Raw genomic sequence first — 22,634 nt, 5'->3', positions numbered from 1 at the left:
GCTGAGCATGCCCCTGCACGCCGCACAACTGCTGATCGACCTGGGCTCCGACCGCCGAGCCTGGCAGACCGAAGAGCTGCTGCGCCACCCCGAGGCCCGGGATATCAGCATCCGGGACGATGTCTCCTACAAGCGTGAAATGCACTACCGCGCGGTCCCCCTGGCCGACCTGCTCCCGGGCCTCCAGCCCGAGGACCACTTGCAAGCCGTGGCCCTGGACGGCTTCGCCGCCGAACTGAGCGCGGCACCACTGCTTGAGCGCCAGGGGGCCCGGGCTTGGCTGGCCATCGAGGATCCACGTCGACCCTGGCCTGCACTGGCAGCCGGCAAACCCAGCGCCGGCCCTTTCTACCTGGTATGGAGCAACCCTGTGGCCGGGCATATCAGCCCCGAGCAGTGGCCGTTCCAGGTGGCACGGATCCAGCGCCTGGCGCCGGTGGCCGAACGTTTCCCGGCCCTGCGGCCGGACCCCGCGCTAGCCGCCGATGATCCGGTGAACCAGGGTTTTGCCCTGTTCCAGAAAAACTGCCTGGCTTGCCATCGGCTCAACGGCGCCGGGGATTCGCAATTCGGTCCCGACCTGAACGTCCCCTACAATCCCACCGAGTACTTCGGCGGCGACTTCCTCAAGCGCTACATCCGCGACCCACAGAGCCTGCGACGCTGGCCACAGGCGAAGATGCCGGGCTTCAGCAACAGCGTCCTGCCCGATACCGAACTGGAGCTGCTACTGGGTTACCTGCGCCACATGGCCGGGCGCAAGCAGCCCTGAGTCCCTGCCCGGATCGAGTAAAGACCCTGGCTATCACTGGCATAGCCAGAGTCGATTTCACCCACTGCGCATGCCGGCGGATAATCGCCCCTATCGAGCAGCACTTCACCTGCCTGATGAAACCGCTGCTGCAAACCTGATGACGCCGACGACCAACGGATCCGGACTCTCCTGACCGGCTCCCGCTCAAGACCGGTCTTCCCTTTTAGCCACCCTCCCGGGTGGCTTTTTTTGTCTTTGCGGGCCCTGGAATGCAATTGGCCAACCCGTGGGTTGGCCAATCGTCATTCTCGATGCGCTTATCCGGCTATATCAGCCGCCCACGAATCTCATGCTTCACTCCCCAGCCCTCGATGATGCCCCCCAAGGGCTCGACCACCGCTTCGAAGTCCTGTTCGAAGTCACCGATGCCGCCATGGGTGGCATACATCACCTTGCTCAGCTCCAAATACCAGGCACCATCGTCACGCGGGCTGACCTGGGCATTCAGGGATTCGCCGCGAAAGTGTCCCGCCGCCCTGCGCGCCCGCTCCTCATCCGGAAAAATGGCGTAGAACTCGATGGGATGAAAACGTGAAAAATCGAAGCCGCCCTCTTTCATGCGGCGCAGCACGCTGCTGCTGATGTCTTCTTGAAAGGCTGTGCTCATGAAACGTCCTCCTCAAACCGATGGATAGACTTTCCGTGCTTCCCGAATGAGGCCCAAAAGGCCCGTGTCACGACCCGGGGGAGGTCGCCAGGAAACAAGCATGGAGCTGGCAAGATCAGGCCTTGGTGAAGAATTCGCTGACCTTGCTTGCAGATTAGCGCCTGCCTCTGGACGCTGCCAGAAATCATGGCCGATACCATCTCTGTTACTTACTGAATCGGCGTGATGCTCAGAATCTGAATGCTGTTCTGCTCTTTCAGGCTCTTGAGAGTGGGCATGTCGGTGCGCCCCTCCAGGTCGTTGAGATCCAGCTCGGCACTCACCGGCAGTAGCCTGGCCCGCACCAGCTGCGCGGCGCGCTCCAGGGTCGGAGGCTGTTCGCAAGCGAAATGCTCGACGGCCTGGACACCATGATCATCAACGAAAGTGACTTGCCACTTTTGCATCAATACCTCCTCGATGGCCCCTGTATGGGCCTATATAATCTGGACCTTGAGGCCCTGGCAAACGTTCCGCTGTGTCATGGCCCGAAGCCATGAAAAAAGCCGCCCGAAGGCGGCCTTTGGCATGACGGATGGAGCACTGCGCTCAAGGCTTCTCGGCACGAGCCTTGAGTGCCTTCAGGGTGTTGAACGGAGCATCGACCACAAACTTGTTGGCCAGCCAGGAAGGGACACTGCCACCTGGCTCGGTATGGACCTGATAGGTCACTTCCACCTGGTCGGCGCCCTTGGGCACGAATTTCCAATAGCCCTCGACCTGGGCCACGCGCACGAAGCCTTTTTCCTCGGGGATATAGGTCGGCACGCCCTCCAGCTTGCGGGTCAGGCTGCCGTCGGCGCCCTGGCTGGTGGTGATGTGCAGGACCGAGTCACGGGCGGTGACCGGCCACGGAGTGTTGAACTGGGTGTAGGTCCAGCTCTGGTCACCCTCATGCTTGAGCAGCTTCTGGGCCTTGCATTCGTGGATCCAGGCGCAAGCCCCGGTTACATCCTCTTGCAGCGCGCGGAGCTTGGCGATGGAGGTCTTCATGGTGGTGACACCACGATAGGCCTTGTACTTGGAACCGGCCACTTCGCTCAAGGAGACCTTGATGCCGTCTTCGTCCTTGGCCGTCTGCCAGTCTTCGGCCTGGGCCGTTGCCGACAACAGCACGGTTAAACCACAGAGCACAGCAATTCGATGCAGCGAACCCATTGTCTTATTCCTTATTGTTGAAGTTCCGTTCATTGAGAACACCCTAAGCCGCCGTCACTTGCTCCCACCAACCGATCAGGCGGATGGCTTCTTCACGACTCTCGCCACAGATCTCGGCATCCGCCTGGAAGGCCCCACACACCGCCGGCCGCTCAGGCAGGCCGAACAGCCCACACAGGTGTTCGACCGAAAGATGCACGCAACGTTCTCCAGCCGGCTTGCCCTGGGGCATTCCGGGAATCGGGGTGCTGATGGAAGGGGCGATGCAGCAAGCGCCACAACCTTCACGGCAGTTCATGACGAAGATTTCCTCGCGACAAGCAAAGAGTGGGATGACGCCGCCCAAGAGTAACCGCTAAAACAGCCGTTTAAAATTACTCGAAGAACGGATTTGACGCACAACCGTGCGTGACCGATCAGTCTCCGACAAAGTGTCGGCCACGACAGTCACAAGGGCGGTAAAGAATTTACTGCTTGAACTCGAAATCCAGGGCGGCGCCCTCGATGTCCCGGCGCTCTTCCCGGCGCAATTGCAGCTGCATCTCGTTGGTGAGTAGACGGCCATTGAGCTGGAACGGCGTACTTTCCTTGGGCTTCTCGCCAAACATCGGCGGCAGCAACGGCGCGCGCTTGGGCAATGGCGCGGCACCCAGGGGTTGCAGGTGCTTGACCATTTCGGTTGGCAGGTTCAAGTCCAGCTTGGGGCTGACCAACGGGGTCTTGATGTCCTGGTAAGCCCACTTGGACTGTTTGACGGGAGCAGATTTCTTGCTCGCCGGCTGGGTCTTGCCGGCATTGGCCCCGGACTTGGTTTTGCTGGCCGGAGCCTTCTTTGCCGGATCTTTGCCAGAGGCCATTGGCTGGCTCGAACGAGCACTACCGGCAGCGGGCTTGTCCACAGGCGCAGCGGCCTGGACGGGCATGGCAACAGCCGCTCCCAACAGGCAGGTGCATAACCAGATGGTAGGAAGAAAGGCTTTCATAAAAACAGGCAGATCGAGAACAAGGTGCCTCTATGCTCGCTCGTTGCACGCCCCATGACAAGCATGGGGCTTAGAATCCGCCTGCCGCTTCCTGGCACAGCTGGCTGGCGAGCATCCCTAAGGTCATCAGCGCCCGTTCGGCCTCGCGATTCCACGGGGTACCGCAGTTGAGGCGTACGCAGTGGTTGAACTGCTCGGTATTGCTGAAGATCAATCCGGGGGCGATGCTGATGCCCTGTTGCAGGGCCCGGACATGCAATTCCTGGGTGTTGACCCGCCCCGGCAAGCTGACCCAGAGGATAAAGCCGCCAGTGGGCCGGGTGATCTGCGTGCCCTCCGGGAAGTACTGCTGGACCGCCAGCTGGAAGGCGCTGAGGTTCTTGCGATACTCCTGGCGGATGTAGCGCAGGTGCCGATCGTAGCCGCCGTTCTCGAGGTAAGCCGCGACGGCCATCTGGGTCACGCTGCAGGCCGAATGGGTGCTGAAGGTCTGCAGGCGCTGGATTTCCTGCTGGTACTTGCCGGCGATCATCCAACCGATGCGTACGCCGGGCGACAAGGTCTTGGAGAAGCTGGAACAGTAGATCACCCGGTCCAGGCGGTCATAGGCCTTCAGGGACTTGGTCCGGCCGACCTCGAACATCAGCTCGCCGTAGATATCGTCCTCGACCACCTGGATATCGAAGTCCGACGCCAGGCGCAACAGCTGCTTCTGCCGCTCTTCGGGCATGGTGCCGCCCAAGGGATTGCTCAGGCGCGTGGTCAACACCAGGGCCTTGATCGACCACTGGTTAGCCGCCAGTTGCAAGGCCTCCAGGCTCATGCCAGTGGAGGGATCGCTGGGGATCTCGATGACCTTGAGCCCCAGCAGGTCGGCCAGTTGCAGCAACCCGTAATAGGTCGGCGATTCGGCGGCGATCAGGTCACCGGGTCGCGTCAGGACCCGCAGCGACATCTGCAGCGCGTCGACGCAACCGTGGGTGATCACCACTTCGGACGGGTCGACCACCACGCCGGCATCGCGCATGCGGATTGCCACTTGGCGCCGCAGCGGCTCGAATCCCGGGCTGAACATGTAGCTGAAGGCGCGAGGGCTATGGAAGCGCGTGACCTTGGCCAATTGCTGGTGCAGTGCGCGCACGGGCAGGTAGTCGACGCTGGGCACCGCGGCCCCCAGGGGAAACACCCCTTCCCGGCGCGACTCCACCAGCACCTGCTGGATGATGCTGCTGCGGGTGACCAGCCCCGGACGCTCGACCCGGGCGATATCCGGCGTCGGCGCGGTCAGCGCGGGCGTCTGGTGCACGTAGTAGCCCGACTGCGGTCGCGCGCGGATCAGCCCCTGGTCTTCCAGGTTGGCGTAGGCCTGCAGCACCGTGGCGTGGCTGACATTGAGCTGCGAGCTCATCTTGCGCACCGACGGCACGCGCTCCCCCGGCTGGTAGACACCACGGCGAATATCCTCAGCCAACTGCTGAGCGATACGTTGATAGAGCAAGAGATTGGTCATGGCGCAGCACCCGATTTCACGGTGTTTTATTCTTGTATGAAACAATACCGGCACAGTTTAGAAGTGTACTGGGACAGTTTCCACAATAGTCGAGGACACCAGGCAGTGAAAAGCACCACGGCAATTTTTTTCCAGCCGTTGGGCAGGCATAAAAAAACCCGATGCGGTCAGGCATCGGGTTTTTCATGAAAGCTGGCAGAACCTCAGCGAGCGGCGCCGAGCTGGCCCTTCTCGTCGGAGAAAACGATCTCTACCCGACGGTTCTGCGCCCGGCCGCGCTCGGAAGCGTTGGCCTCCACCGGATAGTCGTCGCCATAACCCTCGACCTGGATGCGCTTTTCGTCGACGCCCAGGTCCACCAGCACATCCGCCACTGCCTGGGCCCGGTCGCGGGACAGCTGCAGGTTGCCCTGATGCTCCCCGGTATTGTCGGTGTACCCCTCGATCCGCACCACGCGCTTGGGATTGAGCTGGAGGAACTGGGCCACCTTGAGCACGATGCGGTTGGCCGAGTTATTGAGCTCCGCCTCGCCGGTATCGAACAACACGTCGCCCAATGTCATCACCAGCCCACGGTCGGTATGGGTAGTGGCCATGCTGAGGATCTGCTCCTCCAGCCACTTGCCTTGCTGCTGCACGCTGCTCAGCTTGGCCTCGCGCAACGCCAGTTGCAGGCGCTGGCGCTCCAGCTCGAGCTTGGCTGCGCGCTCCTGGTTGAGCATCTGCTCGGTGTGTTCCCGGGCAATCTCACTGTAGCGGCGGCTGAGATAGGCGTAATGCTCCACGTCGCTACCACTGCCCCAATAGCTTGAAAGACGATCGGCACGGGCCAGTGACTCACCGGCGCGGATCACATCCTTGGGCGCGCTGCGCAGGACATTGGAGTCCTCCTTGACCTTCTGGAAGTCATTGTAGGCCTGTTGCAGGGCTTCCTCGCTCTGCTGGCCGGCACAACCCACCAGGCTGGCGCAGACCCACAGCAGGGCACTGCCAACTACCGGTTTGGAAATCTTCATTGGGCATCCCCCAGTTGCTTGCGCAGGCGAGTGATGCGGGTATTGAGTAGGTTCACCTGCTCCTGGCTCTTCTGGGTCAGCACCTTGGCTTCGGCCAGGCGCGCATCCAGCTCGGCCTGCTCGGCTCGAACCCGGGCTTTCTTGTAGGACTCATCCTGCATATTGCCCTGGGCCCGGGAAAACTTTTCTTCGGCCAGTTTCAATTCCGGCACCTGCTCGGCCGTAGCCCCCACGGCCTTGGCCTGCTCCAGGGCCCGGGCAGTCAGACGCATCTGCTCGTTGGGGGCCGGATCGGTTGCACAACCGGCCATGGACAGAAAGGCCAAGGCAGCAAAAAGAGGTCGAATAGTCACACAAGATTCCTACGGTTTGGGGCTGCTGACGGGTTGCTGCAACTGGACTTTCCAGCGCTCCAGATTGCGCTGCAACAGGGCCTGCGTCAGACCGGACGCGGGCAATTCTGTCATCTTTTTTGCCAGCTGTCCGCGCAACCATGGATCATTGCAAGCCGAGTTGTGGGACAGCGCCAGGAACAATCCGGGCTTGTCGATGGGCTGGGGAAACGCCGCCAGGTCGCCTGCCATTCCCAGGGACTGGGCCATGACCATGCCGGCGTAGCGAGGCGCCAGCACATAGTCGAACTCCCCCAGCAGCAGCTTCTGGAAAACCTGGGTCAGGTTCGGCAGGCGCTTGAGCTGCAATTGCTCCTTGGCCAGGGCCTGGAATGGCTGGGTCAGGCGGGCCTTTTCCGAAACGGCGCCGGAGTGGCCCTGCAAGTCAGACAACTGGCGGTAATCCAGGGTCGTTTCCTTGCGCGTCCAGACCAGATAGTCGTTCTGCACCAGGGCCGGGTGGATATAGTCCAGGGACTCCAGCTCGTCGAGGGTCAACGGGGCATCGGCGAGCATGTCCATGCGCCCGGTACGCACCTCCTCGAGCGCCTCGGAGCGCTTGCCGGCATACAGCAGCTCGACCTTGAGCCCCAGTTCCCCGGCCACCTGCTGCAGCAAGTCGGCGCTGGCACCGATCAGGTGCCTGGGATCCTGTGGATCACGCCACAGGTAGGGTGGCGCATCGGGGCTGCCGGTCACCACCAGCCGCTCGCACTTGCCCACTGCCATCGCCAGCGAGGGCAACAGCGCCAGCCCCAGCAACACGGGCCAGCCACTCATGCGGCGCAAATCCATGACATCACTCCCTCGATAAACGACAGACAAAAAAAACCCGGCCAAAAGGCCGGGCTCTTTATAAGTGAAGCGGCTGGATTAGACCAGCTTCTCCAGCTCAGGTACGGCCTCGAACAGGTCAGCCACCAGGCCGTAGTCAGCCACCTGGAAGATCGGCGCCTCTTCGTCCTTGTTGATCGCGACGATCACCTTGGAATCCTTCATGCCCGCCAGGTGCTGGATCGCGCCGGAGATACCGACGGCGATGTACAGCTGTGGCGCGACGATCTTGCCGGTCTGGCCGACCTGCATGTCGTTGGGCACGAAGCCTGCGTCCACGGCCGCTCGGGAAGCGCCGACCGCAGCGCCCAGCTTGTCGGCCAGGGCGTACAGGTGCTTGAAGTTATCACCGTTCTGCATGCCACGGCCGCCGGAAACGACGATCTTGGCCGCGGTCAGTTCAGGACGATCGGACTTGGCCAGCTCTTCGCCGACGAAGCTCGACTTGCCGGCATCGTGGGCCGCGCCGACGGCTTCCACCGCAGCCGAACCGCCTTCGGCGGCAACGGCATCGAAACCGGTGGCGCGCACGGTGATGACCTTGACCGCAGCAGTGGACTGCACGGTGGCAATGGCGTTACCGGCGTAGATCGGACGCTTGAAGGTGTCGGCGCTTTCTACCGAGATGATCTCGGAGATCTGGTCGACATCCAGCTGGGCAGCGACCCGCGGCAGGATGTTCTTGCCGTTGGAAGTGGCGGCAGCCAGGATGTGGCTGTAGCCAGCACCCAGCTCGGCGACCAACGGTGCGACGTTTTCCGGCAGTTGGTGCGCATAGGCAGCGTTGTCGGCTACCAGCACCTTGGCCACGCCAGCGACTTTGGCAGCAGCCTCGGCCACGGCGCCAACGCCTTGACCGGCCACCAGCACGTGAATGTCGCCACCGATTTTGGCAGCAGCGGCGACGGTGTTCAGGGTGGCCTGGACCAGCGCCTTGTTATCGTGTTCGGCGATTACCAAGATAGTCATGATCAGATTACCTTCGCTTCGTTTTTCAGTTTCTCGACCAGTTCAGCCACCGACTTGACCTTGATGCCCGCGCTGCGTGCAGCCGGCGCTTCGACTTTCAGGGTCTTGTTGGTGGAGGCGGTGGAAACGCCCAAAGCATCAGGAGTCAGGGTCTCGAGCGGCTTCTTCTTGGCTTTCATGATGTTCGGCAGCGACGCGTAGCGTGGCTCGTTCAGGCGCAGGTCGGTGGTGACGATCGCGGGCAGGTTCAGCGCAACGGTCTGCAGGCCGCCATCGATTTCACGGGTGACGTTGACCTTGTCGCCAGCCACTTCGACCTTGGAGGCGAAGGTGCCTTGGGCGTAGCCGCTCAGGGCCGCCAGCATCTGGCCGGTCTGGTTGTTGTCGCTGTCGATGGCCTGTTTACCCAGGATCACCAGCTGTGGCTGTTCCTTGTCGACCACGGCCTTGAGCAGCTTGGCCACGGCCAGGGAGTTCAACTCTTCAGCGGACTCGACGAGGATCGCGCGATCGGCACCCAGTGCCAGGGCGGTACGCAGTTGCTCTTGGGCAGTAGCGGGACCGATGGAGACGACGACGATTTCAGTCGCCACGCCTTTCTCTTTCAGGCGTACGGCTTCTTCCACTGCGATTTCGCAGAAAGGGTTCATCGACATCTTGACGTTGGCGAGGTCGACGCCGGAGTTGTCCGCCTTGACGCGAACCTTGACGTTATAGTCGACCACTCGTTTGACAGCTACAAGAACCTTCATGGATTCCTCGTTACTCTCCGGTGAAAAGAAAGTCGCCTAGGCGAGAACCTGGCGGTTGATGCTCATCGGCACAAGGGCACCTCCAAAAACGCCGGCACACCAAGGTTGACCTTGCTCGCGGGGGGCGATGACCGCTCGTCATTGGTGACCGGCGAGTCATTCATTATCGCGGCGTGTAAACTGCGCACTTCCAAGCTGCGCGGCGCATCACCTTCACTGCCTTTGCCCTGTCTTTAGAGGTGCTCTTGAGACCAACAGTCAGCCTACGGCGAGCGCAAAACCGACCGTATCTTGACCGGAACACCTTTTCCGGTCAATACGGCAAAATGGCCGTTCATAAGCCGCGCTTCTTTGATTTACCTGGCCTGCGGCAATTTCAAACAAACGTTTGTATTGGACGCTAGGAGTGGTGTAGATATAATGCGCCGCCCAAAGAGAAAGGTCGGTCGTCCGTCCCCTCTCCCCCATCGGCGATGGGAGAAAGCGGGACACAATGCCAAACCTCCAATTAGAAAAACCGTTGAGCCTTGAGTAGGAGATAGCCTAGTGGAACGCGAATACATGGAATTCGACGTAGTCATCGTCGGTGCCGGCCCCGCAGGCTTGTCCGCCGCTTGCCGCCTGAAGCAGAAGGCTGCAGAAGCAGGCAAGGAAATCAGCGTCTGCGTCGTTGAAAAAGGCTCCGAAGTCGGCGCCCACATCCTTTCCGGCGCCGTGTTCGAACCACGGGCCCTGAACGAACTCTTCCCTGACTGGAAGGAACTGGGCGCCCCGCTCAACACCCCGGTCACCCGCGACGACATCTATGTCCTGCGCAACGGCGAAGCCGCCACCAAGGTTCCCGACTTCTTTGTGCCCAAGACCATGCACAACGAAGGCAACTACATCATCTCCCTGGGCAACCTGTGCCGCTGGCTGGCCCAGCAGGCCGAGAACCTGGGCGTGGAAATCTACCCAGGCTTCGCCGCCCAGGAAGCCCTGATCGACGAAAACGGCGTGGTCCGCGGCATCCTCACCGGCGACATGGGCGTGGATCGCGAAGGCCATCCCAAGGACGGCATGTATACCCCGGGCATGGAACTGCGCGGCAAGTACACCCTGTTCGCCGAAGGCTGCCGTGGCCATATCGGCAAGCAACTGATCAAGCGCTTCAACCTGGACAGCGACGCCGACGCCCAGCACTACGGCATCGGCCTCAAGGAAATCTGGGAAATCGACCCGGCCAAGCACCAACCAGGCCTGGTGGTGCACACCGCCGGCTGGCCGCTGGACATCATGGGCACCGAGAACACCGGCGGCTCCTTCCTCTATCACCTGGAGAATAACCAGGTGGTGGTCGGCCTGATCGTCGACCTGTCCTACGCCAATACCTACCTGTCGCCGTTCGATGAGTTCCAGCGCCTCAAGCACCACCCGGTGCTCAAGCAGTACCTGGAAGGCGGCAAGCGCATCAGCTACGGCGCCCGTGCCATCTGCAAGGGCGGCCTGAACTCGCTGCCGAAGATGGTGTTCAAGGGCGGCGCGTTGATCGGCTGCGACCTGGGCACCCTGAACTTCGCCAAGATCAAGGGCAGCCACACCGCCATGAAGTCCGGCATGCTGGCCGCCGATGCCGTGGCCGAGTCGCTGCTGGCCGGTTCCGAAGGCGCCGACGAGCTCAACGGCTACGTCAGCGCGTTCAAGTCCAGCTGGCTGCATGACGAGCTGTTCGCCAGCCGTAACTTCGGCCCGGCGATCCACAAGTTCGGCGCCATCGTCGGTGGCGGCTTCAACTGGGTCGACCAGAACCTGTTCGGCGGCAAGCTGCCGTTCACCCTGCACGACACCAAGCCGGACTACGCCTGCCTCAAGCTGGCCAAGGACTGCGTGAAGATCGACTACCCGAAACCCGACGGCAAGCTGAGCTTCGACAAATTGAGCTCGGTGTTCATCTCTGGCACCAACCATGAAGAAGAACAGCCTTGCCACCTGAAGCTCACCGACCCGAGCATCCCCCTGGGCCGCAACCTGCCGCTGTACGACGAGCCAGCCCAGCGCTACTGCCCGGCCGGCGTGTACGAAGTGGTCACTCAGGAAGACGGCGAGAAGCGCTTCCAGATCAACGCCCAGAACTGCGTGCACTGCAAGACCTGTGACATCAAGGACCCTGCGCAGAACATCACCTGGGTCACCCCGGAAGGCTCCGGCGGGCCGACCTACCCGAACATGTAGGTCGACGCCCTGCCCCTCCACCAAGGCCCCCAAATGGGGGCCTTTTTCATTCCGGCCTTCAAGCCGCGCGCTCATCCCCCGGGCTGCGCTCGAAGTAGCGCTTGTACTCGCGGCTGAATTGCGAGGTGCTCTGGTATCCCACCCGATGAGCCACCTGGGCCACGCCCAGCCCCTCGCCCAGCAGCAATTGCTGGGCCTTGAGCAACCGCAAGCGCTTGAGGTACTGCACCGGCGACAACAAGGTGCTGCGCTTGAAATGCTCATGGAAGGTCGAAGTACTCATATTGGCGCAGCGAGCCAGGGTCTCGACATTCAACGGCTCGGTGTAGTGCTGGTGCAAATGGTTGAGCGAGGCGGCGACCCGGGCGAAATGCCCCTGCTGCTCCACCAGTGCCCGCAAGGCTTCGGCCTGGGGTCCACGCAAGACGGCGAACAATAGCTCACGGACCCGCGCCGGCCCCATGACCTTGCACTCCAGGGGATCATGCAGGCAGTGCAACAAGCGCTCCACACAACCGCGCATGCCGTCGTCGAGGACCACCGAGGTCATGGACTCCAGGGTCTGCGCCGCGGCTGCGGGCCCATCACCGACGCCCATGGCCAGTACCAGCTCCCTGAGCACGGCGCGGTCGATGCCAATGGAGATTCCCAGCAGCGGCGCGTCGGGCAAGGCGAAGGTTTCGCACTCGAACGGCACCGACAGTGCCTGGATCAGGTAATGCCCGGCGCCGTATTCCAGGGTCCGGGTGCCGAGGTAGGCCAGCTTGCTGCCCTGGACGATGATCATCAGGCTCGGCTCGTAGATCTGCGGCCCCCGGGCCACATCGCAGCTGGCCCGCAGCACCTGGATCCCGGGCAAGGCAGTAGCGGCGAAACCCTCGCGACTGGCCAGGGGCTCGAGCAGCGCGACCAGGGGGGCATTGGCATCCAGATGGCGGGTCAACAACATGTGGGCAAACTTCATGCAAGGGAGGGGATGCCAACATCATCGCAGGTCCGTTGGCCAATGCCCCATGAAAACCGTCGATGGCGGAGGAATAGGCATGACATGCCGAGGAATCGCCATGGTTGCCCGCCAGCCTCGCGCCGACAATGCGCCGCCTCACTTGTCAGCGCTTTGCGAGGTCCCCCCATGTACACCGCCATCGGTTATGCCGCCCAGTCGGCCACCACTCCCCTCGCCCCCATGAGCTTCCAGCGGCGCAGCCCACGCCCGGACGATGTGGCCATCGAGATCCTCTACTGCGGCGTCTGCCACTCCGACATCCACCAGGCCCGCAACGAATGGGGCATCGCCGTGTACCCGCTGATGCCGGGCCATGAAATCATCGGCCGGGTCACCGCCGTCGGCTCCAGCGTCAGCCGGCACAAGGTCGGCGACCTGGTCGGCGTCGGCTGCATGGTGGACTCCTGTCGCCAGTGCGAGGCCTGTGCCGCCAACCTGGAACAATACTGCCTGCAGGGCCCGACCCTGACCTACGCCTCGCCAGACCGGATCGATGGCAGCAACACCATGGGTGGCTACTCCGACAGCATCGTGGTCAGCGAGCATTTCGTGGTGCGCATCCCCGAGTCCCTGGACCCAGCCAGCGCCGCGCCGATCCTCTGCGCCGGCATCACCACCTACTCGCCGCTCAAGCACTACGGCGTCAAGGCCGGGGACAAGGTGGGGATTCTCGGCATGGGCGGCCTGGGCCACATGGGCATCAAGTTCGCCAAGGCCCTGGGGGCCGAAGTGACCTTGTTCACCCGCTCGGCGAGCAAGGCCGAGGAAGCCCGGCAACAAGGCGCGGATCACGTGATCGTGTCCACCGACCCGGCACAGATGCAGGCCGCGGCCGGGCAGTTCGACTTCCTCCTGGACACCATCCCGGTAGCCCACGACCTCAACCCCTACCTCGATACCCTGCGCTTTGACGGCGTGCACATCCTGGTGGGCCTGATCGAACCGGTGGACCCGGCACTGCACGCCGGCAAGCTGGTGATGGGCCGCCGGGTGCTGGCCGGCTCGCTGATCGGCGGCATCGCCGAAACCCAGGAAGTGCTGGATTTCTGCGCCGAGCACGGCATCCGTTGCGACATCGAGATGCTGGATATCCGCCAGATCAACCAGGCCTACGAACGCATGATCAAAGGCGACGTGAAATACCGCTTCGTGATCGACATGGCGACCCTCAAGGGCTGAGTCGCCCTTGCATACGGCGCCAGCGACCCGGATCGCTGGCGCCCGCGCCTCAACCCCGGGCGAAGGCCCGCAGCACCTCGCCATCCATGCGGTACTTGACCCATTCCTCCTGGGGCTGCGCGCCCAGGGACTTGTAGAACTGGATCGCCGGTTCATTCCACTCCAGCACGCTCCACTCGAAACGCCCGCAGTCGTTGTCGCAGGCGATCTGCGCCAGGTGCCGCAACAGTTGCTTGCCGGCCCCTCCGCCCCGCTGCTCGGGGGTGATGTAGAGATCCTCCAGGTACAGGCAGTTGCTGCCCAGCCAGGTGGAATAACTGAAGAAGAACACCGCGAAGCCGATCGGCACACCGTCGCGCAGGCATATCAGGCCATGGGCCGTGGCGCCTTCGCTGAACAGGCTGCGCTCGATGTCGGCGACGCTGGCGATCACCTCGTGACGGGCTCGCTCGTAGTCGGCGAGTTCGGTGATGAACGCAAGGATCTGCGGGGCGTCGCTGGGCAGCGCAGGACGAATTTCGACGGTCATCGGCGGTTCTCATGGCGGAATCAGGTCGGCCATATTAGAACGACAGCCGAAAGACATGCACGGGCATTTCTCCGCCATCGGCCATCCATGTTCCGTATCGGCCTTGCACCCCATCGATACTTATCACCACCGGCGTCAGCGGTTAGAGTGGCGGCCCAACCGCCAACCGGAGCCTGCCCATGACTTTCGCGCCCCTGGAGTCCTTGGCCGCCAGCCTGCTGCCCCATGCCTTCGAGCCCCACGACGACGGCGCCCACGACCTGTCCCACCTGTATCGGGTGTGGAGCAACGTCCGGCGTATCGCCGCAGAGGAAGGCGGCGATCTGCGCCTGTTGCTGGCCGCGACCCTGCTCCATGACTGCGTGAACGTGGAAAAAAGCTCGCCGCTGCGCTCCCAGGCGTCACGGCTCTCGGCTGAGCGGGCACGGCAGGTCCTGGCCGACCTGAACTGGAGCGCCAGCGATATCGAGGCCGTGGCCCATGCCATCGCCACCCACAGTTTTTCCGCGGGGCTGACGCCGACCACCCTGGAAGCGCGAATCCTCCAGGATGCCGATCGTCTCGACTCCCTGGGCGCGCTCGGCGTGGCTCGCACCTTCTACGTCTCGGGGCGCCTGGGCCGGGCCCTGTACGACCCGGCCGACCCAAGCGCCAGCCACCGCGAACTGGATGACTCACGCTTCACCCTGGACCACTTCCAGAGCAAGCTGCTGCACTTGGCCGAAGGCTTCCAGACCGCCGCCGGCAGCCGCCTGGCCCAGGTCCGGCATGAGCGCCTCGTACGTTTTCGCCAGGCGCTGCTGGAGGAAATCGGCCAATAACGCCCGTTCTTACTCCGCTGCCGGCTAACCCTGAGGCAGCGAGGAATACAACCAACGCCCGCCACCGTCATGCTAGAAAGCCCCGCATAACCACAAGCATGAAGAGGCGCCTGCATGTCCCCCTGCTCTATCCCGGCCACCCGGGTCCCCGGCCCGGTGTTCGGCGTGTTCTGCCTGGGCAGCTACCTGTTGTCGCTGTCCTATGGCTCGACCTTCCTCCTGGCGTTGCTGATCGGCAGTCACGGCGGTAACGAACAGGACGCCGGCCAAGTGATTGCCGTGGCGATGCTCAGCACTTTCGCCGCGGTGATCGGTTCCGGGCACCTTTCCGACTGGCTCGGCGCCGCCCGCTCGGTGGCCTGGTTCGGCAGCCTGCTGGCCGTGGCCTGCCTGGGGTTCGCCCTGAGCCCGGGGGTTGGCCCGGCGCTGCTGGGGTTCGGCCTGTTCCTGGGCCTGGGCTGGGGGGTGTTCTATACCCTGGGCCCGATCATCGTCGCCATGCTGGTGGAACCGGCCCACCGAGCCCGCTACTTCGCCCTGCTCTCGGGCAGCATGATGACCGGCATCGGCAGCGCGCCACTGCTGGGGCGCCTGGCCAGTGCCCTGGGCTACCCGTTGAGCAGCGCCTTTTTCATCGCCGCGGCGGCCAGCCTGCTGGGCGTGCTGATCTTCTGGAAGCTGGCTGGCCGGTTGCGCAACCAGGCCAACCACCTGCAGGCCACTGCGGCCAGGATCACCTGGAGTGGCAGTGCCCGAGTCCTCAGGTCCGGGGCATCGTTGCCGATCCTGATGGTGGGCCTGAGCGGTAGCGTCTTCGGCGGCTTGTCGAGCTTCCAGACCAGCTACGGTCCCTCCAGGGGCGTGGATTACTCGCTGTTCTTCATCGGCTTCATGAGCGCCGCCATCGCCAGCCGGATGCTGCTGGCTGGCCTGGTGGTCAAGCGTGATCCGTACCGCGCCGCCTGCCTGCTGTCGGGGCTGATGGTGGTGGCGGTCCTGCTGTTGCTGTTCGTCGTGGACAGCAGCACCAGCTACTTGCTGGCCGCCATGGTGCTTGGGGTCGGTTATGGCTTGACCTACTCGGTGATCAATGGCCAGGCCGCCAACGAGGCACCGACTGGTTGTACCTCCCAGGCATTGCTGCTGTTCAGCCTGGCCTATTTCATCGGCGTGTTCGGTTTCCCCTGGCTGGCCGGCAGGCTCATCGTCGGCTCCGGCATCCAGGCCCTGCTGTCCAGCGTCCTGGCGATCGCCGTGCTGAACTGGCTGATCAGCCTTGGCCGCCTGGGTTGGCGGCAGCGCCAACGGCTCCAGGCCCGGGAAGCCTGACACCGTTCGTCGTGTCCTCGGCACCAAGGCCCCGTCCGGGCGGACCAATATCAGGTAGCGACTCTAACGAATGGAGGCGACATCATGATCAAGGTCCAACTCTCAACTCTGGTCCTGGCCGGACTGTTGTCCAGCGTGGCCATGGCCGGCGCCACCGGCCCCACCAACCCGGTGGAAGGCCCCAAGTCCCCGGCCACCCAAGGCTCACCGAAGATCAACATCAACCCGCCGACCGTGGATGAAGGCTCGTTGCCACCAGCCACCGGCACCGATCCACGGATCCAGGGCAACGACAACGACCGCCAGGGCGGCGCCGGCACCCTGGACTCCGGGGCACCGGACAACGGCAAGAGCGGCGCCGGCTCCAAGACCACCACCGGCGGCTCGGGCTCCGAAGGCAGCAGCCAGTAACGGGCCATTCGCGCTGTCATCCAGCCAGTCCTGCTTGCCATGATCCAAGAGGAAAGACGCCATGACTCGAGGAAGCAAAGCCAAGTACACCCTGGCCCAGCGCCGCAAGGCGGCGGCCATCGAGGCCAGCTATGAAGAACGCGGCCTGCCCCCGGACGAAGCCGAAGCCAGGGCCTGGGCCACGGTCAACAAACAGTCCGGCGGTGGAGAGCGGGCCGGCGGCTCCGGCAGGGACAAGAACCCGGCGGACAAGGCCCGGGCCCGCAGCGACTCAGCCCGGCGCGCAGCCGCGAGCCGCCAGGGCCACCCGCGTGACAGCCAGGCGTCGCTGGCCACCCAGACCAGGGACAGCCTGATGCAGGAGGCACGCGTTAAGAACATTGCGGGACGCTCGCGGATGCGCAAGCAGGAGTTGATCGAAGCCCTGCGCAAGGCCGGCTGAAGCTTCAACCGGCCCGTAGCAGCACGTCCACTTCGGCACTACGAGGAGCGGTGGCCGGCCCCCGGCGCGTCACCGCCAGGGCCGCCGCCGCATTGGCCCGGCGCGCGGCGGCCAGGGGGTCAAGACCGGCGGCCAGCGCGGCGATGAATACTCCGGCGTGGGCATCCCCTGCACCATTGCTGTCCACCGCCTCGACTGCGAACCCAGGTACCCGCACCGCTTCGCCCTGCTGGTTGAGCCAGCAGCCTTGGGCGCCGTCGCGCAGTACCAGCAAGGCATCACGGGCCAGTTGCGGGGCGAGCCGCAGCATGGCCTCGGCGATGCCCTGGCTAGCGGTGAACTGCAGGGCCTCGACGCGATTGCTGCTCCAGATATCCACCCGGGGCAGCAAGGCCACCAGCAGCGTCGGCTCCACCGAAGCCAGTAGCGGCCCCGGGTCGAACATCAACGGCAGCGTGACCGGCAAGCCCAGCAACCAGTCGAGCAGGGCCTGGGCCTTGTGCGCCTGCAACAGGCTGTAGCCACTGACGTACAAGTAGTCTCCCGCTGTCACCACTACCTGGGCCAGGTCTGCGGCCGACAGCTCGCCCTCGGCGCCGATATGGGAAATGAAGGTGCGTTCGGCACTGTCATCGGTCAGCGCCACGCATACACCGGTGTCGGCGCCAGGGCTGCAGGCCAGGCTCATGCCAATGCCTTCGGCCTGCATCGCCGCGCGAACCAGGTCGCCAAAGCGCCCCTGGCCATGACGGCCGAGGTAGACGACCGGCATACCGCTGCGCGCCGCCGCGGCCATGACGTTGAAACCGCCACCGGCCTCGAAGTTCGCCGAGCGGGCCAGCACATCGCCGCCTGCCGACGGCAGGCCGGGCACGTCCATGACCAGGTCGACGATGACCTGGCCGCTGTGCAGCAACCTAGGCATTGGCCTTCTCGATGAAAGCGGCACGTCGATCGCGAGCGCCGCCCAGGAGCCCATAACCGCCACCGGCCACCAGGAAGGTAACGACCCAGCCCAGGCCGTTCTGGCCCAGCCAGGAATCGGCCAGCGGCCCGGTGAACCAGACATCCTCGGCGGTGGTGCCGATGCTGGTGAAGCAGAACCCCAGGACGATGGCCAGCACCCAGGCGCCGAACGCCCGCCATTCGATGCCACCCTGGTACCAGTAGGCACTGGCCGGGCTGACATCCAGCAAGTCGGCGGCGCTGTAGTGGTGACGGTGGACCAGGTCCATCACGAAGATCCCCACCCAGGCGGTGATGGGTACCGCCAGCAGGGAAATGAAACTGATGAAGGGACCATAGAAGCTGTCGGCGATCAGCATGAAGTAGATCGAGCCGATGAAGATCGCCACGATGTCCACCAGCACCGCATAGACGCGCTTGACCTTGAGGCCCAGGGTCAAGGCGGTGAGACCGGCGGAATACACCGATAGGTTGTTGGACAGCAGCAACCCGCCGAAGGCGGCGATCAGGTACGGCACCGCCATCCAGGTCGGCAGCATGTCACGGATGGCGATGATCGGGTCCACCGCCGACGCCAGGTGGTCATTGCCTACCGATAGCAACCCGCCCAGGGTGATCAGCAGCACCAACGGGATGCCGGCGCCAAAGGCCGCCGAGGCCACCAGGCGGCCGGCAGTGACCGAGCGCTGCTGGTAGCGCGACATGTCCGCGCCGGAGCTGGCCCAGCCGATCCCGGTGCCGGCGGCCATGGTGCCAACGCCGATGATCATCGCGCTCATGGGCGCCGGCGAGGCGTTGAACACCGCCGTCCAGTCGATGGTGGCGCAGAGAAAACCGCCCACCAGCACGTTCAACGCACCGAAGCCGTAGGTCGCCCACTTCTGGATCAGCAACAAGGTGGCATGGCCCAGGCCGGACACGCTCAAGGTCAGCAGCACGAAGATGGCAATGAACAGCAAGGTCAGCAGCGGTGCGTCCTTGGCCGAGGCCGGGGTCTGGAAGAGGATCGAACTCAGGGACAGCAGGACGAAGGCCGCGGTGGTGGTATTGACCGTTTCCCAGCCCACCCGGGACAGCATCGACACCAGGGTCGGACCGATGTTGCCACGCACACCGAAGATGGCCCGGGACAGGGTCAGGCTTGGCGCCCGTCCCCGCCGGCCGGCCACGGAGATCAGGCCGACCACCGCGAACGACCCCACCGACCCGAGGATCGCCACCAACAGCACCTGCCAGATCGACAACCCGCGGAAGGCCACCAGCGTCGCCCCGAGGGGCAACCCCAGGATGCTGATGTTGGCTGCGAACCAGACCCAGAACAGTTGCAACGGATGGCCGTCGCACTCTGCCTCGGGAACCGGCTCGATACCCCGGGTCTCCAGTTGTCCGGCACCCTGTCCGGCTGTCGATGAACTCATGTGTGGCGCTCCTTGTGCCATTGTTGTGATGCCAGGCCATTTCGGAAGTCGTTGAACGCCCCGGCATTCCCGGCCGTATCCGGCGCCTGCGCTGCCTGGCAGGCACCGGGTTTTCCCTAACGATCGGCAGCGTGCCGACGATGCAGCGTCAGGCCCGGCGATTCAGCGCAGGGCCAGCAGTTGTTCTACCAGGGGCTGCAGGTCCAGCCCATTGACTTGCCGCAACAGGGCGATCAGCTCGCCAGGCCAGCCTCCCAGGCCCTGGCAGGCACCGAGCATGGCGCCGAGGATCGCCGCGATGGTATCGGTATCGCCGCCCAGGCTGGCCGCCATGCACAGGGCCTCGAACGGCTCCAACCGGCCCTGCGCCACCTGCCCGGCCAGGGCGAAGCTGGCCACCACCGACTCCTGGGAGGCCACCGAGGTACCGACCAGCTCATACAGGGTCTGGGCGAATCCGGCCTTGTCGCCAGCCACGCCCAGGGTCGCGGCCCATTGCAGCCGGGCCGCCATGCTCGCGCCGGCCACCCAGTGCCCGTGCACCTCGGCCTGGTTGGCGATCTGCCGGCCCAGGGCCAGGGCGTCGCCCAGGGACGCACCATTGATACCGGCGGAGACCACTGCCGCGACAGCGGCGGCACTGGCGATGCCCAGGCTGGTGTTATGGGTCACCTGGCAGGCCTGGACCACCGCCCGGATGAATGCCTCGGGCGCCGCCACGTCGCTGGCGATGCCCACCGGGGTGATCCGCATGGCCGCGCCGTTGGTGGTGCCATAGCGCCCCGCCTCCTCCACCGAGTGGCCGGCGAGGATCATTTCGATAGCGTGCTTGGTGGAAGGACCGAGCAAGTCCTGGGAGCCCCTGGCCTGCATCGCCGCTTCCCAGTCGATCAGGCTCTGGGCCAGTTCCTGGGGCGCGATATGCCCTTGGCCGCGGACCAGTAACTGGCCGATCAGGATGGCTTGTTCGGTGTCGTCGGTGATCGACCCCCTGGGCATGTTGGCGGCGATCGGCTGGTCCGGGCCGGCGTCCTCCAGGGTATGGATGGTCCCGAAGCGCTGCAGGATCTGCTCGCGACTCAGGGATTGGGTAGGCATGCCCAGGGCATCGCCCAGGGCCAGTCCGTAAAAAGCGCCTAGTGCCCGCTGCAGCGGGCTCACTGGGACTCTCCAAACTGCAGGTGCATGCGGAAATGCTGCGGGTCCAGCAGGCTCTCGACCTGCTCCATGAAACGCCCCTGGCGGTCGTAAGTCGTGCGCAGGGCCTTGAGGAACACCTCTCCGGTGGAGCGCCCCATCAGTTCGGCATCTTCGACGCTCAGCGGCTCGGCGCCGATCCATTGGTCGCCGCGTTCGCCGATATAGCCGTAGGCAGCCAGGGTTATGGTCAGGGAGTCATCGATCAGGCCGACCCGGGGCAGGCCTTCCAGCTCGCCGGATGCGGGGATCAGCGAACGCTCCAGGGACAATACCCGGCCATCGGTGCTGCGCCGGCGCCGATCCAGCGCGATGAACTGATCGGTACCCAGGCGATGCTTGAGATCCGGGCGGCAGATCGCCTCCAGGCGCAGCACTTCGGTATTGATCAGTGCCCCACTGTCGGCCAGCGCCTGGGCCCAGCCGTGGTTCTGGTCGAGGGCGACACCGTCGAAGGTGACGATGGAACCGACCCCGCTTTGCGTGGCGATGTAGTTGCGACGCTTGAGCTCGGCCAAAGCCTCACGCAAGGTGCCACGACTGACACCGAATTCTTCGGCCAGGCGATGCTCGCCCGGCAGTTGAGAGCCGTCTTCCATCAGACCGCTTTCAATGCGCCGGATCAGTTCGTCGACCACCCTTTTTTTCTTATCGAATCGGACATGTTTGATCATGTCCGGTGTGATACATGAAACGCCTGAGAAAGAGCAAGAAGTATCTTCTTACAACAGCTCGAAACATCCCCAGGACGACCAAGCGGGGTCCGGCCGTTCATGTCCCGGCGCGTCCGCACAGCTGGCAACTTGCAATAGATTCCAGAGGACTAGGGCTCCTGGCCAATGGGGAAGAATACCCCGTCGCTCCACACCCCCAGCCAGCTCTGGCCGTCGAGGAGGCGGGTCTGCGCCAGGTCCACCAACTGATAGAAGACGTTGCGGTGGATCAGCGCCTCCAGATTGTGTCGAACCAGGATATAGGGCGCCGGCTCCTGGGTCCGGGGATCGATGACCACCCTCAGCGGATGCTGGTGGCCAGCACACACCTGGTCATCGACATTGGTGGCAAAGCGCAGCACCTGGTCTTCACCCTGCCCTTGCACCTCCAGGGTCACGGCGACGAAGGGCGCATCGTCGACCTTGATCCCCACCTTCTCCACCGGAGTGACGAGGAAATAGTCGTCGCCATCGCGGCGGATGATGGTGGAGAACAGCTTGACCATGGGCTTGCGACCGATAGGAGTGCCCAGGTAGTACCAGGTGCCATCGCGAGCGATACGCATGTCGATATCGCCGCAGAAATCGGGGTTCCATGAATGGACCGGCGGCAGGCCCTTTTCGGCCTTGGGAATCTGCGCCAGCAGATCATTGGCTTTGCCTGGACCACTCATACCACCCTCCTCGTCAATCAGTCGCTCAAGCCCAACAGGCTACGAGCGTATTGCTGCAAGGGCGGGCCGAGCAAGTCTTGTGGCTTGTTGTCGTGGAACGTCAGTAAACCGCCGCGACTACGAATCCGCGCCGAGTCGATCAGATACTGGGTACTGGTTTCGATCAACATGATCTGGATGGTACTGGTATCGATGCCAAGACGGTCCACCGCTTCCTGGTCCAGCCACTCATCGGAGTTGCCGATGCGATCGTCGGCCTTGGCGAAACGCGCATAGAGCAGGTAGTGCGCACCCTGGCTGCGGGCCTCGGCCATGGCCTCGTTGAGGCCTTCCGGAGCCCGGGCCCGACGGACCATGGGGAAATACTCGATGAAACCGTTGAAGGCTTCTTCGGCCACTACGTTGGGCCGTGGATAGGCATTGCCAGGCGGCACGAAATGCCCCTGGGCGATGAAAATGTACGAATCAGGCTGAATGCGGAACGAGCTGGTGCGACGGGTATCGCTGTGATCGAGCACACCCGCGTCGCTCAGGTGGTAGCGCACCCCTTCGCCCATATCACTGACATTCATGCAGCCGCCAAGCGCCAAAAAGGCCAGCAGCAAAACCAGGCTACGCATCCTACCCCTCCAAGATCCGGTGACGGAAAACCGGCGAATGGCCA

At 63.7% G+C, this 22,634-nt stretch carries 26 protein-coding genes; 7 read left to right on the top strand and 19 right to left on the bottom strand.

The window, feature by feature from the left end:
- Positions 1 to 7: 7 nt before the first annotated feature.
- Positions 8 to 772 (top strand): cytochrome c, encoded by a 765-nt coding sequence (locus H7A76_RS16815; RefSeq protein ID WP_185699657.1) that lies wholly within the window; start codon positions 8 to 10, stop codon positions 770 to 772.
- Between the two features lie 307 nt (positions 773 to 1,079).
- Here the strand turns inward: H7A76_RS16815 and H7A76_RS16810 are convergent, their stop codons facing one another.
- The 11 genes from H7A76_RS16810 to H7A76_RS16760 all read right to left on the bottom strand — a co-directional run bounded on the left by H7A76_RS16810 (position 1,080) and on the right by H7A76_RS16760 (position 9,074).
- Entirely contained in the window at positions 1,080 to 1,421 is a 342-nt protein-coding gene (locus H7A76_RS16810) for a ribonuclease E inhibitor RraB (RefSeq protein ID WP_185699540.1), read from the bottom strand.
- A gap of 209 nt (positions 1,422 to 1,630) precedes the next feature.
- Positions 1,631 to 1,867, bottom strand: coding sequence for a hypothetical protein (locus H7A76_RS16805; RefSeq protein ID WP_185699539.1), 237 nt, complete (start codon positions 1,865 to 1,867; stop codon positions 1,631 to 1,633).
- Positions 1,868 to 2,009: 142 nt separating this feature from the next.
- Positions 2,010 to 2,618 (bottom strand): START domain-containing protein, encoded by a 609-nt coding sequence (locus H7A76_RS16800; protein ID WP_185699538.1) that lies wholly within the window; start codon positions 2,616 to 2,618, stop codon positions 2,010 to 2,012.
- A gap of 43 nt (positions 2,619 to 2,661) precedes the next feature.
- The gene (locus H7A76_RS16795; RefSeq protein ID WP_185699537.1) at positions 2,662 to 2,916 is read right to left on the bottom strand and encodes a YkgJ family cysteine cluster protein; all 255 of its coding nucleotides are present in this window, start codon (positions 2,914 to 2,916) and stop codon (positions 2,662 to 2,664) included.
- A gap of 169 nt (positions 2,917 to 3,085) precedes the next feature.
- On the bottom strand, positions 3,086 to 3,601 hold the full coding sequence (locus H7A76_RS16790; protein WP_409299740.1) for a translation initiation factor 2: 516 nt from the start codon (positions 3,599 to 3,601) through the stop codon (positions 3,086 to 3,088).
- A gap of 70 nt (positions 3,602 to 3,671) precedes the next feature.
- Positions 3,672 to 5,111 (bottom strand): PLP-dependent aminotransferase family protein, encoded by a 1,440-nt coding sequence (locus tag H7A76_RS16785; protein ID WP_022643200.1) that lies wholly within the window; start codon positions 5,109 to 5,111, stop codon positions 3,672 to 3,674.
- Positions 5,112 to 5,314: 203 nt separating this feature from the next.
- Positions 5,315 to 6,127 (bottom strand): OmpA family protein, encoded by an 813-nt coding sequence (locus H7A76_RS16780; RefSeq protein WP_185699535.1) that lies wholly within the window; start codon positions 6,125 to 6,127, stop codon positions 5,315 to 5,317.
- Positions 6,124 to 6,480 (bottom strand): DUF4398 domain-containing protein, encoded by a 357-nt coding sequence (locus tag H7A76_RS16775; RefSeq protein WP_185699534.1) that lies wholly within the window; start codon positions 6,478 to 6,480, stop codon positions 6,124 to 6,126. The genes H7A76_RS16780 and H7A76_RS16775 overlap by 4 nt, the downstream gene beginning before the upstream one ends.
- A 9-nt stretch (positions 6,481 to 6,489) precedes the next feature.
- The gene (locus H7A76_RS16770; protein ID WP_185699533.1) at positions 6,490 to 7,314 is read right to left on the bottom strand and encodes an ABC transporter substrate-binding protein; all 825 of its coding nucleotides are present in this window, start codon (positions 7,312 to 7,314) and stop codon (positions 6,490 to 6,492) included.
- A 78-nt stretch (positions 7,315 to 7,392) separates the two neighbouring features.
- Entirely contained in the window at positions 7,393 to 8,322 is a 930-nt protein-coding gene (locus tag H7A76_RS16765) for an electron transfer flavoprotein subunit alpha/FixB family protein (protein WP_185699532.1), read from the bottom strand.
- Between the two features lie 2 nt (positions 8,323 to 8,324).
- Complete coding sequence (locus H7A76_RS16760; RefSeq protein WP_185699531.1) at positions 8,325 to 9,074, bottom strand: electron transfer flavoprotein subunit beta/FixA family protein; 750 nt, start codon at positions 9,072 to 9,074, stop codon at positions 8,325 to 8,327.
- A 546-nt stretch (positions 9,075 to 9,620) separates the two neighbouring features.
- On the opposite strand from H7A76_RS16760, the gene H7A76_RS16755 reads away from it, so the two are divergent.
- A complete protein-coding gene (locus H7A76_RS16755) occupies positions 9,621 to 11,285 on the top strand; it encodes an electron transfer flavoprotein-ubiquinone oxidoreductase (RefSeq protein WP_185699530.1) in 1,665 nt (554 codons plus the stop codon).
- A gap of 58 nt (positions 11,286 to 11,343) precedes the next feature.
- On the opposite strand, the gene H7A76_RS16750 is transcribed toward H7A76_RS16755, so the two are convergent.
- Positions 11,344 to 12,234 carry an AraC family transcriptional regulator gene (locus H7A76_RS16750; RefSeq protein ID WP_185699529.1) on the bottom strand — a complete coding sequence of 297 codons (891 nt, stop codon included), beginning with the start codon at positions 12,232 to 12,234 and terminating at the stop codon, positions 11,344 to 11,346.
- A gap of 183 nt (positions 12,235 to 12,417) precedes the next feature.
- Here H7A76_RS16750 and H7A76_RS16745 point away from each other — a divergent pair, with 183 nt between their 5' ends.
- Complete coding sequence (locus H7A76_RS16745; protein ID WP_185699528.1) at positions 12,418 to 13,470, top strand: NAD(P)-dependent alcohol dehydrogenase; 1,053 nt, start codon at positions 12,418 to 12,420, stop codon at positions 13,468 to 13,470.
- A gap of 49 nt (positions 13,471 to 13,519) precedes the next feature.
- Here H7A76_RS16745 and H7A76_RS16740 read toward each other — a convergent pair whose 3' ends face one another.
- Positions 13,520 to 13,999, bottom strand: coding sequence for a GNAT family N-acetyltransferase (locus tag H7A76_RS16740; protein WP_185699527.1), 480 nt, complete (start codon positions 13,997 to 13,999; stop codon positions 13,520 to 13,522).
- 179 nt (positions 14,000 to 14,178) lie between these two features.
- Between H7A76_RS16740 and H7A76_RS16735 the strand changes: the two genes are divergently transcribed.
- From H7A76_RS16735 to H7A76_RS16720, 4 genes are all read left to right on the top strand, one after another.
- On the top strand, positions 14,179 to 14,820 hold the full coding sequence (locus H7A76_RS16735; RefSeq protein WP_185699526.1) for an HD domain-containing protein: 642 nt from the start codon (positions 14,179 to 14,181) through the stop codon (positions 14,818 to 14,820).
- A 114-nt stretch (positions 14,821 to 14,934) separates the two neighbouring features.
- Entirely contained in the window at positions 14,935 to 16,149 is a 1,215-nt protein-coding gene (locus tag H7A76_RS16730; RefSeq protein WP_185699525.1) for an MFS transporter, read from the top strand.
- A gap of 84 nt (positions 16,150 to 16,233) precedes the next feature.
- Complete coding sequence (locus tag H7A76_RS16725) at positions 16,234 to 16,560, top strand: hypothetical protein (protein WP_185699524.1); 327 nt, start codon at positions 16,234 to 16,236, stop codon at positions 16,558 to 16,560.
- A gap of 61 nt (positions 16,561 to 16,621) precedes the next feature.
- Positions 16,622 to 17,002: a Rho termination factor N-terminal domain-containing protein gene (locus H7A76_RS16720; RefSeq protein WP_185699523.1), complete on the top strand. Its 381-nt coding sequence runs from the start codon at positions 16,622 to 16,624 to the stop codon at positions 17,000 to 17,002.
- A gap of 4 nt (positions 17,003 to 17,006) precedes the next feature.
- On the opposite strand, the gene H7A76_RS16715 is transcribed toward H7A76_RS16720, so the two are convergent.
- The 6 genes from H7A76_RS16715 to H7A76_RS16690 form a co-directional block, all read right to left on the bottom strand.
- Complete coding sequence (locus H7A76_RS16715) at positions 17,007 to 17,927, bottom strand: PfkB family carbohydrate kinase (protein WP_185699522.1); 921 nt, start codon at positions 17,925 to 17,927, stop codon at positions 17,007 to 17,009.
- Positions 17,920 to 19,386 carry a purine-cytosine permease family protein gene (locus H7A76_RS16710; RefSeq protein ID WP_185699521.1) on the bottom strand — a complete coding sequence of 489 codons (1,467 nt, stop codon included), beginning with the start codon at positions 19,384 to 19,386 and terminating at the stop codon, positions 17,920 to 17,922. Before H7A76_RS16710 ends, H7A76_RS16715 begins: the two co-directional genes overlap by 8 nt.
- 162 nt (positions 19,387 to 19,548) lie before the next feature.
- Positions 19,549 to 20,547 (bottom strand): ADP-ribosylglycohydrolase family protein, encoded by a 999-nt coding sequence (locus H7A76_RS16705; RefSeq protein ID WP_185699520.1) that lies wholly within the window; start codon positions 20,545 to 20,547, stop codon positions 19,549 to 19,551.
- On the bottom strand, positions 20,544 to 21,257 hold the full coding sequence (locus H7A76_RS16700) for a GntR family transcriptional regulator (protein ID WP_185699519.1): 714 nt from the start codon (positions 21,255 to 21,257) through the stop codon (positions 20,544 to 20,546). The genes H7A76_RS16705 and H7A76_RS16700 overlap by 4 nt, the downstream gene beginning before the upstream one ends.
- A 149-nt stretch (positions 21,258 to 21,406) precedes the next feature.
- Entirely contained in the window at positions 21,407 to 21,970 is a 564-nt protein-coding gene (locus tag H7A76_RS16695) for a DUF1285 domain-containing protein (protein WP_185699518.1), read from the bottom strand.
- A gap of 17 nt (positions 21,971 to 21,987) precedes the next feature.
- Positions 21,988 to 22,590 carry a DUF4823 domain-containing protein gene (locus tag H7A76_RS16690; RefSeq protein ID WP_185699517.1) on the bottom strand — a complete coding sequence of 201 codons (603 nt, stop codon included), beginning with the start codon at positions 22,588 to 22,590 and terminating at the stop codon, positions 21,988 to 21,990.
- Positions 22,591 to 22,634 lie beyond the last annotated feature (44 nt).

It is taken from the genome of Pseudomonas sp. MSSRFD41 (assembly GCF_014230245.1).
GTDB lineage: Bacteria > Pseudomonadota > Gammaproteobacteria > Pseudomonadales > Pseudomonadaceae > Aquipseudomonas > Aquipseudomonas piscis.
This window is presented reverse-complemented; position numbering and strand designations above follow the sequence as displayed.

Coding starts and splice junctions, on each gene's coding strand:
- H7A76_RS16780 (WP_185699535.1), bottom strand. CDS start 6,127: ATGAAGATTTCCAAACCGGTAGTTGGCAGTGCCCTGCTGTGGGTCTGC.
- H7A76_RS16690 (WP_185699517.1), bottom strand. CDS start 22,590: ATGCGTAGCCTGGTTTTGCTGCTGGCCTTTTTGGCGCTTGGCGGCTGC.
- H7A76_RS16795 (WP_185699537.1), bottom strand. CDS start 2,916: ATGAACTGCCGTGAAGGTTGTGGCGCTTGCTGCATCGCCCCTTCCATC.
- H7A76_RS16770 (WP_185699533.1), bottom strand. CDS start 7,314: ATGGATTTGCGCCGCATGAGTGGCTGGCCCGTGTTGCTGGGGCTGGCG.
- H7A76_RS16710 (WP_185699521.1), bottom strand. CDS start 19,386: ATGAGTTCATCGACAGCCGGACAGGGTGCCGGACAACTGGAGACCCGG.
- H7A76_RS16785 (WP_022643200.1), bottom strand. CDS start 5,111: ATGACCAATCTCTTGCTCTATCAACGTATCGCTCAGCAGTTGGCTGAG.
- H7A76_RS16790 (WP_409299740.1), bottom strand. CDS start 3,601: ATGAAAGCCTTTCTTCCTACCATCTGGTTATGCACCTGCCTGTTGGGA.
- H7A76_RS16725 (WP_185699524.1), top strand. CDS start 16,234: ATGATCAAGGTCCAACTCTCAACTCTGGTCCTGGCCGGACTGTTGTCC.
- H7A76_RS16765 (WP_185699532.1), bottom strand. CDS start 8,322: ATGACTATCTTGGTAATCGCCGAACACGATAACAAGGCGCTGGTCCAG.
- H7A76_RS16735 (WP_185699526.1), top strand. CDS start 14,179: ATGACTTTCGCGCCCCTGGAGTCCTTGGCCGCCAGCCTGCTGCCCCAT.
- H7A76_RS16740 (WP_185699527.1), bottom strand. CDS start 13,999: ATGACCGTCGAAATTCGTCCTGCGCTGCCCAGCGACGCCCCGCAGATC.
- H7A76_RS16715 (WP_185699522.1), bottom strand. CDS start 17,927: ATGCCTAGGTTGCTGCACAGCGGCCAGGTCATCGTCGACCTGGTCATG.
- H7A76_RS16750 (WP_185699529.1), bottom strand. CDS start 12,234: ATGTTGTTGACCCGCCATCTGGATGCCAATGCCCCCCTGGTCGCGCTG.
- H7A76_RS16800 (WP_185699538.1), bottom strand. CDS start 2,618: ATGGGTTCGCTGCATCGAATTGCTGTGCTCTGTGGTTTAACCGTGCTG.
- H7A76_RS16760 (WP_185699531.1), bottom strand. CDS start 9,074: ATGAAGGTTCTTGTAGCTGTCAAACGAGTGGTCGACTATAACGTCAAG.
- H7A76_RS16695 (WP_185699518.1), bottom strand. CDS start 21,970: ATGAGTGGTCCAGGCAAAGCCAATGATCTGCTGGCGCAGATTCCCAAG.
- H7A76_RS16730 (WP_185699525.1), top strand. CDS start 14,935: ATGTCCCCCTGCTCTATCCCGGCCACCCGGGTCCCCGGCCCGGTGTTC.
- H7A76_RS16700 (WP_185699519.1), bottom strand. CDS start 21,257: ATGATCAAACATGTCCGATTCGATAAGAAAAAAAGGGTGGTCGACGAA.
- H7A76_RS16720 (WP_185699523.1), top strand. CDS start 16,622: ATGACTCGAGGAAGCAAAGCCAAGTACACCCTGGCCCAGCGCCGCAAG.
- H7A76_RS16745 (WP_185699528.1), top strand. CDS start 12,418: ATGTACACCGCCATCGGTTATGCCGCCCAGTCGGCCACCACTCCCCTC.
- H7A76_RS16815 (WP_185699657.1), top strand. CDS start 8: ATGCCCCTGCACGCCGCACAACTGCTGATCGACCTGGGCTCCGACCGC.
- H7A76_RS16805 (WP_185699539.1), bottom strand. CDS start 1,867: ATGCAAAAGTGGCAAGTCACTTTCGTTGATGATCATGGTGTCCAGGCC.
- H7A76_RS16810 (WP_185699540.1), bottom strand. CDS start 1,421: ATGAGCACAGCCTTTCAAGAAGACATCAGCAGCAGCGTGCTGCGCCGC.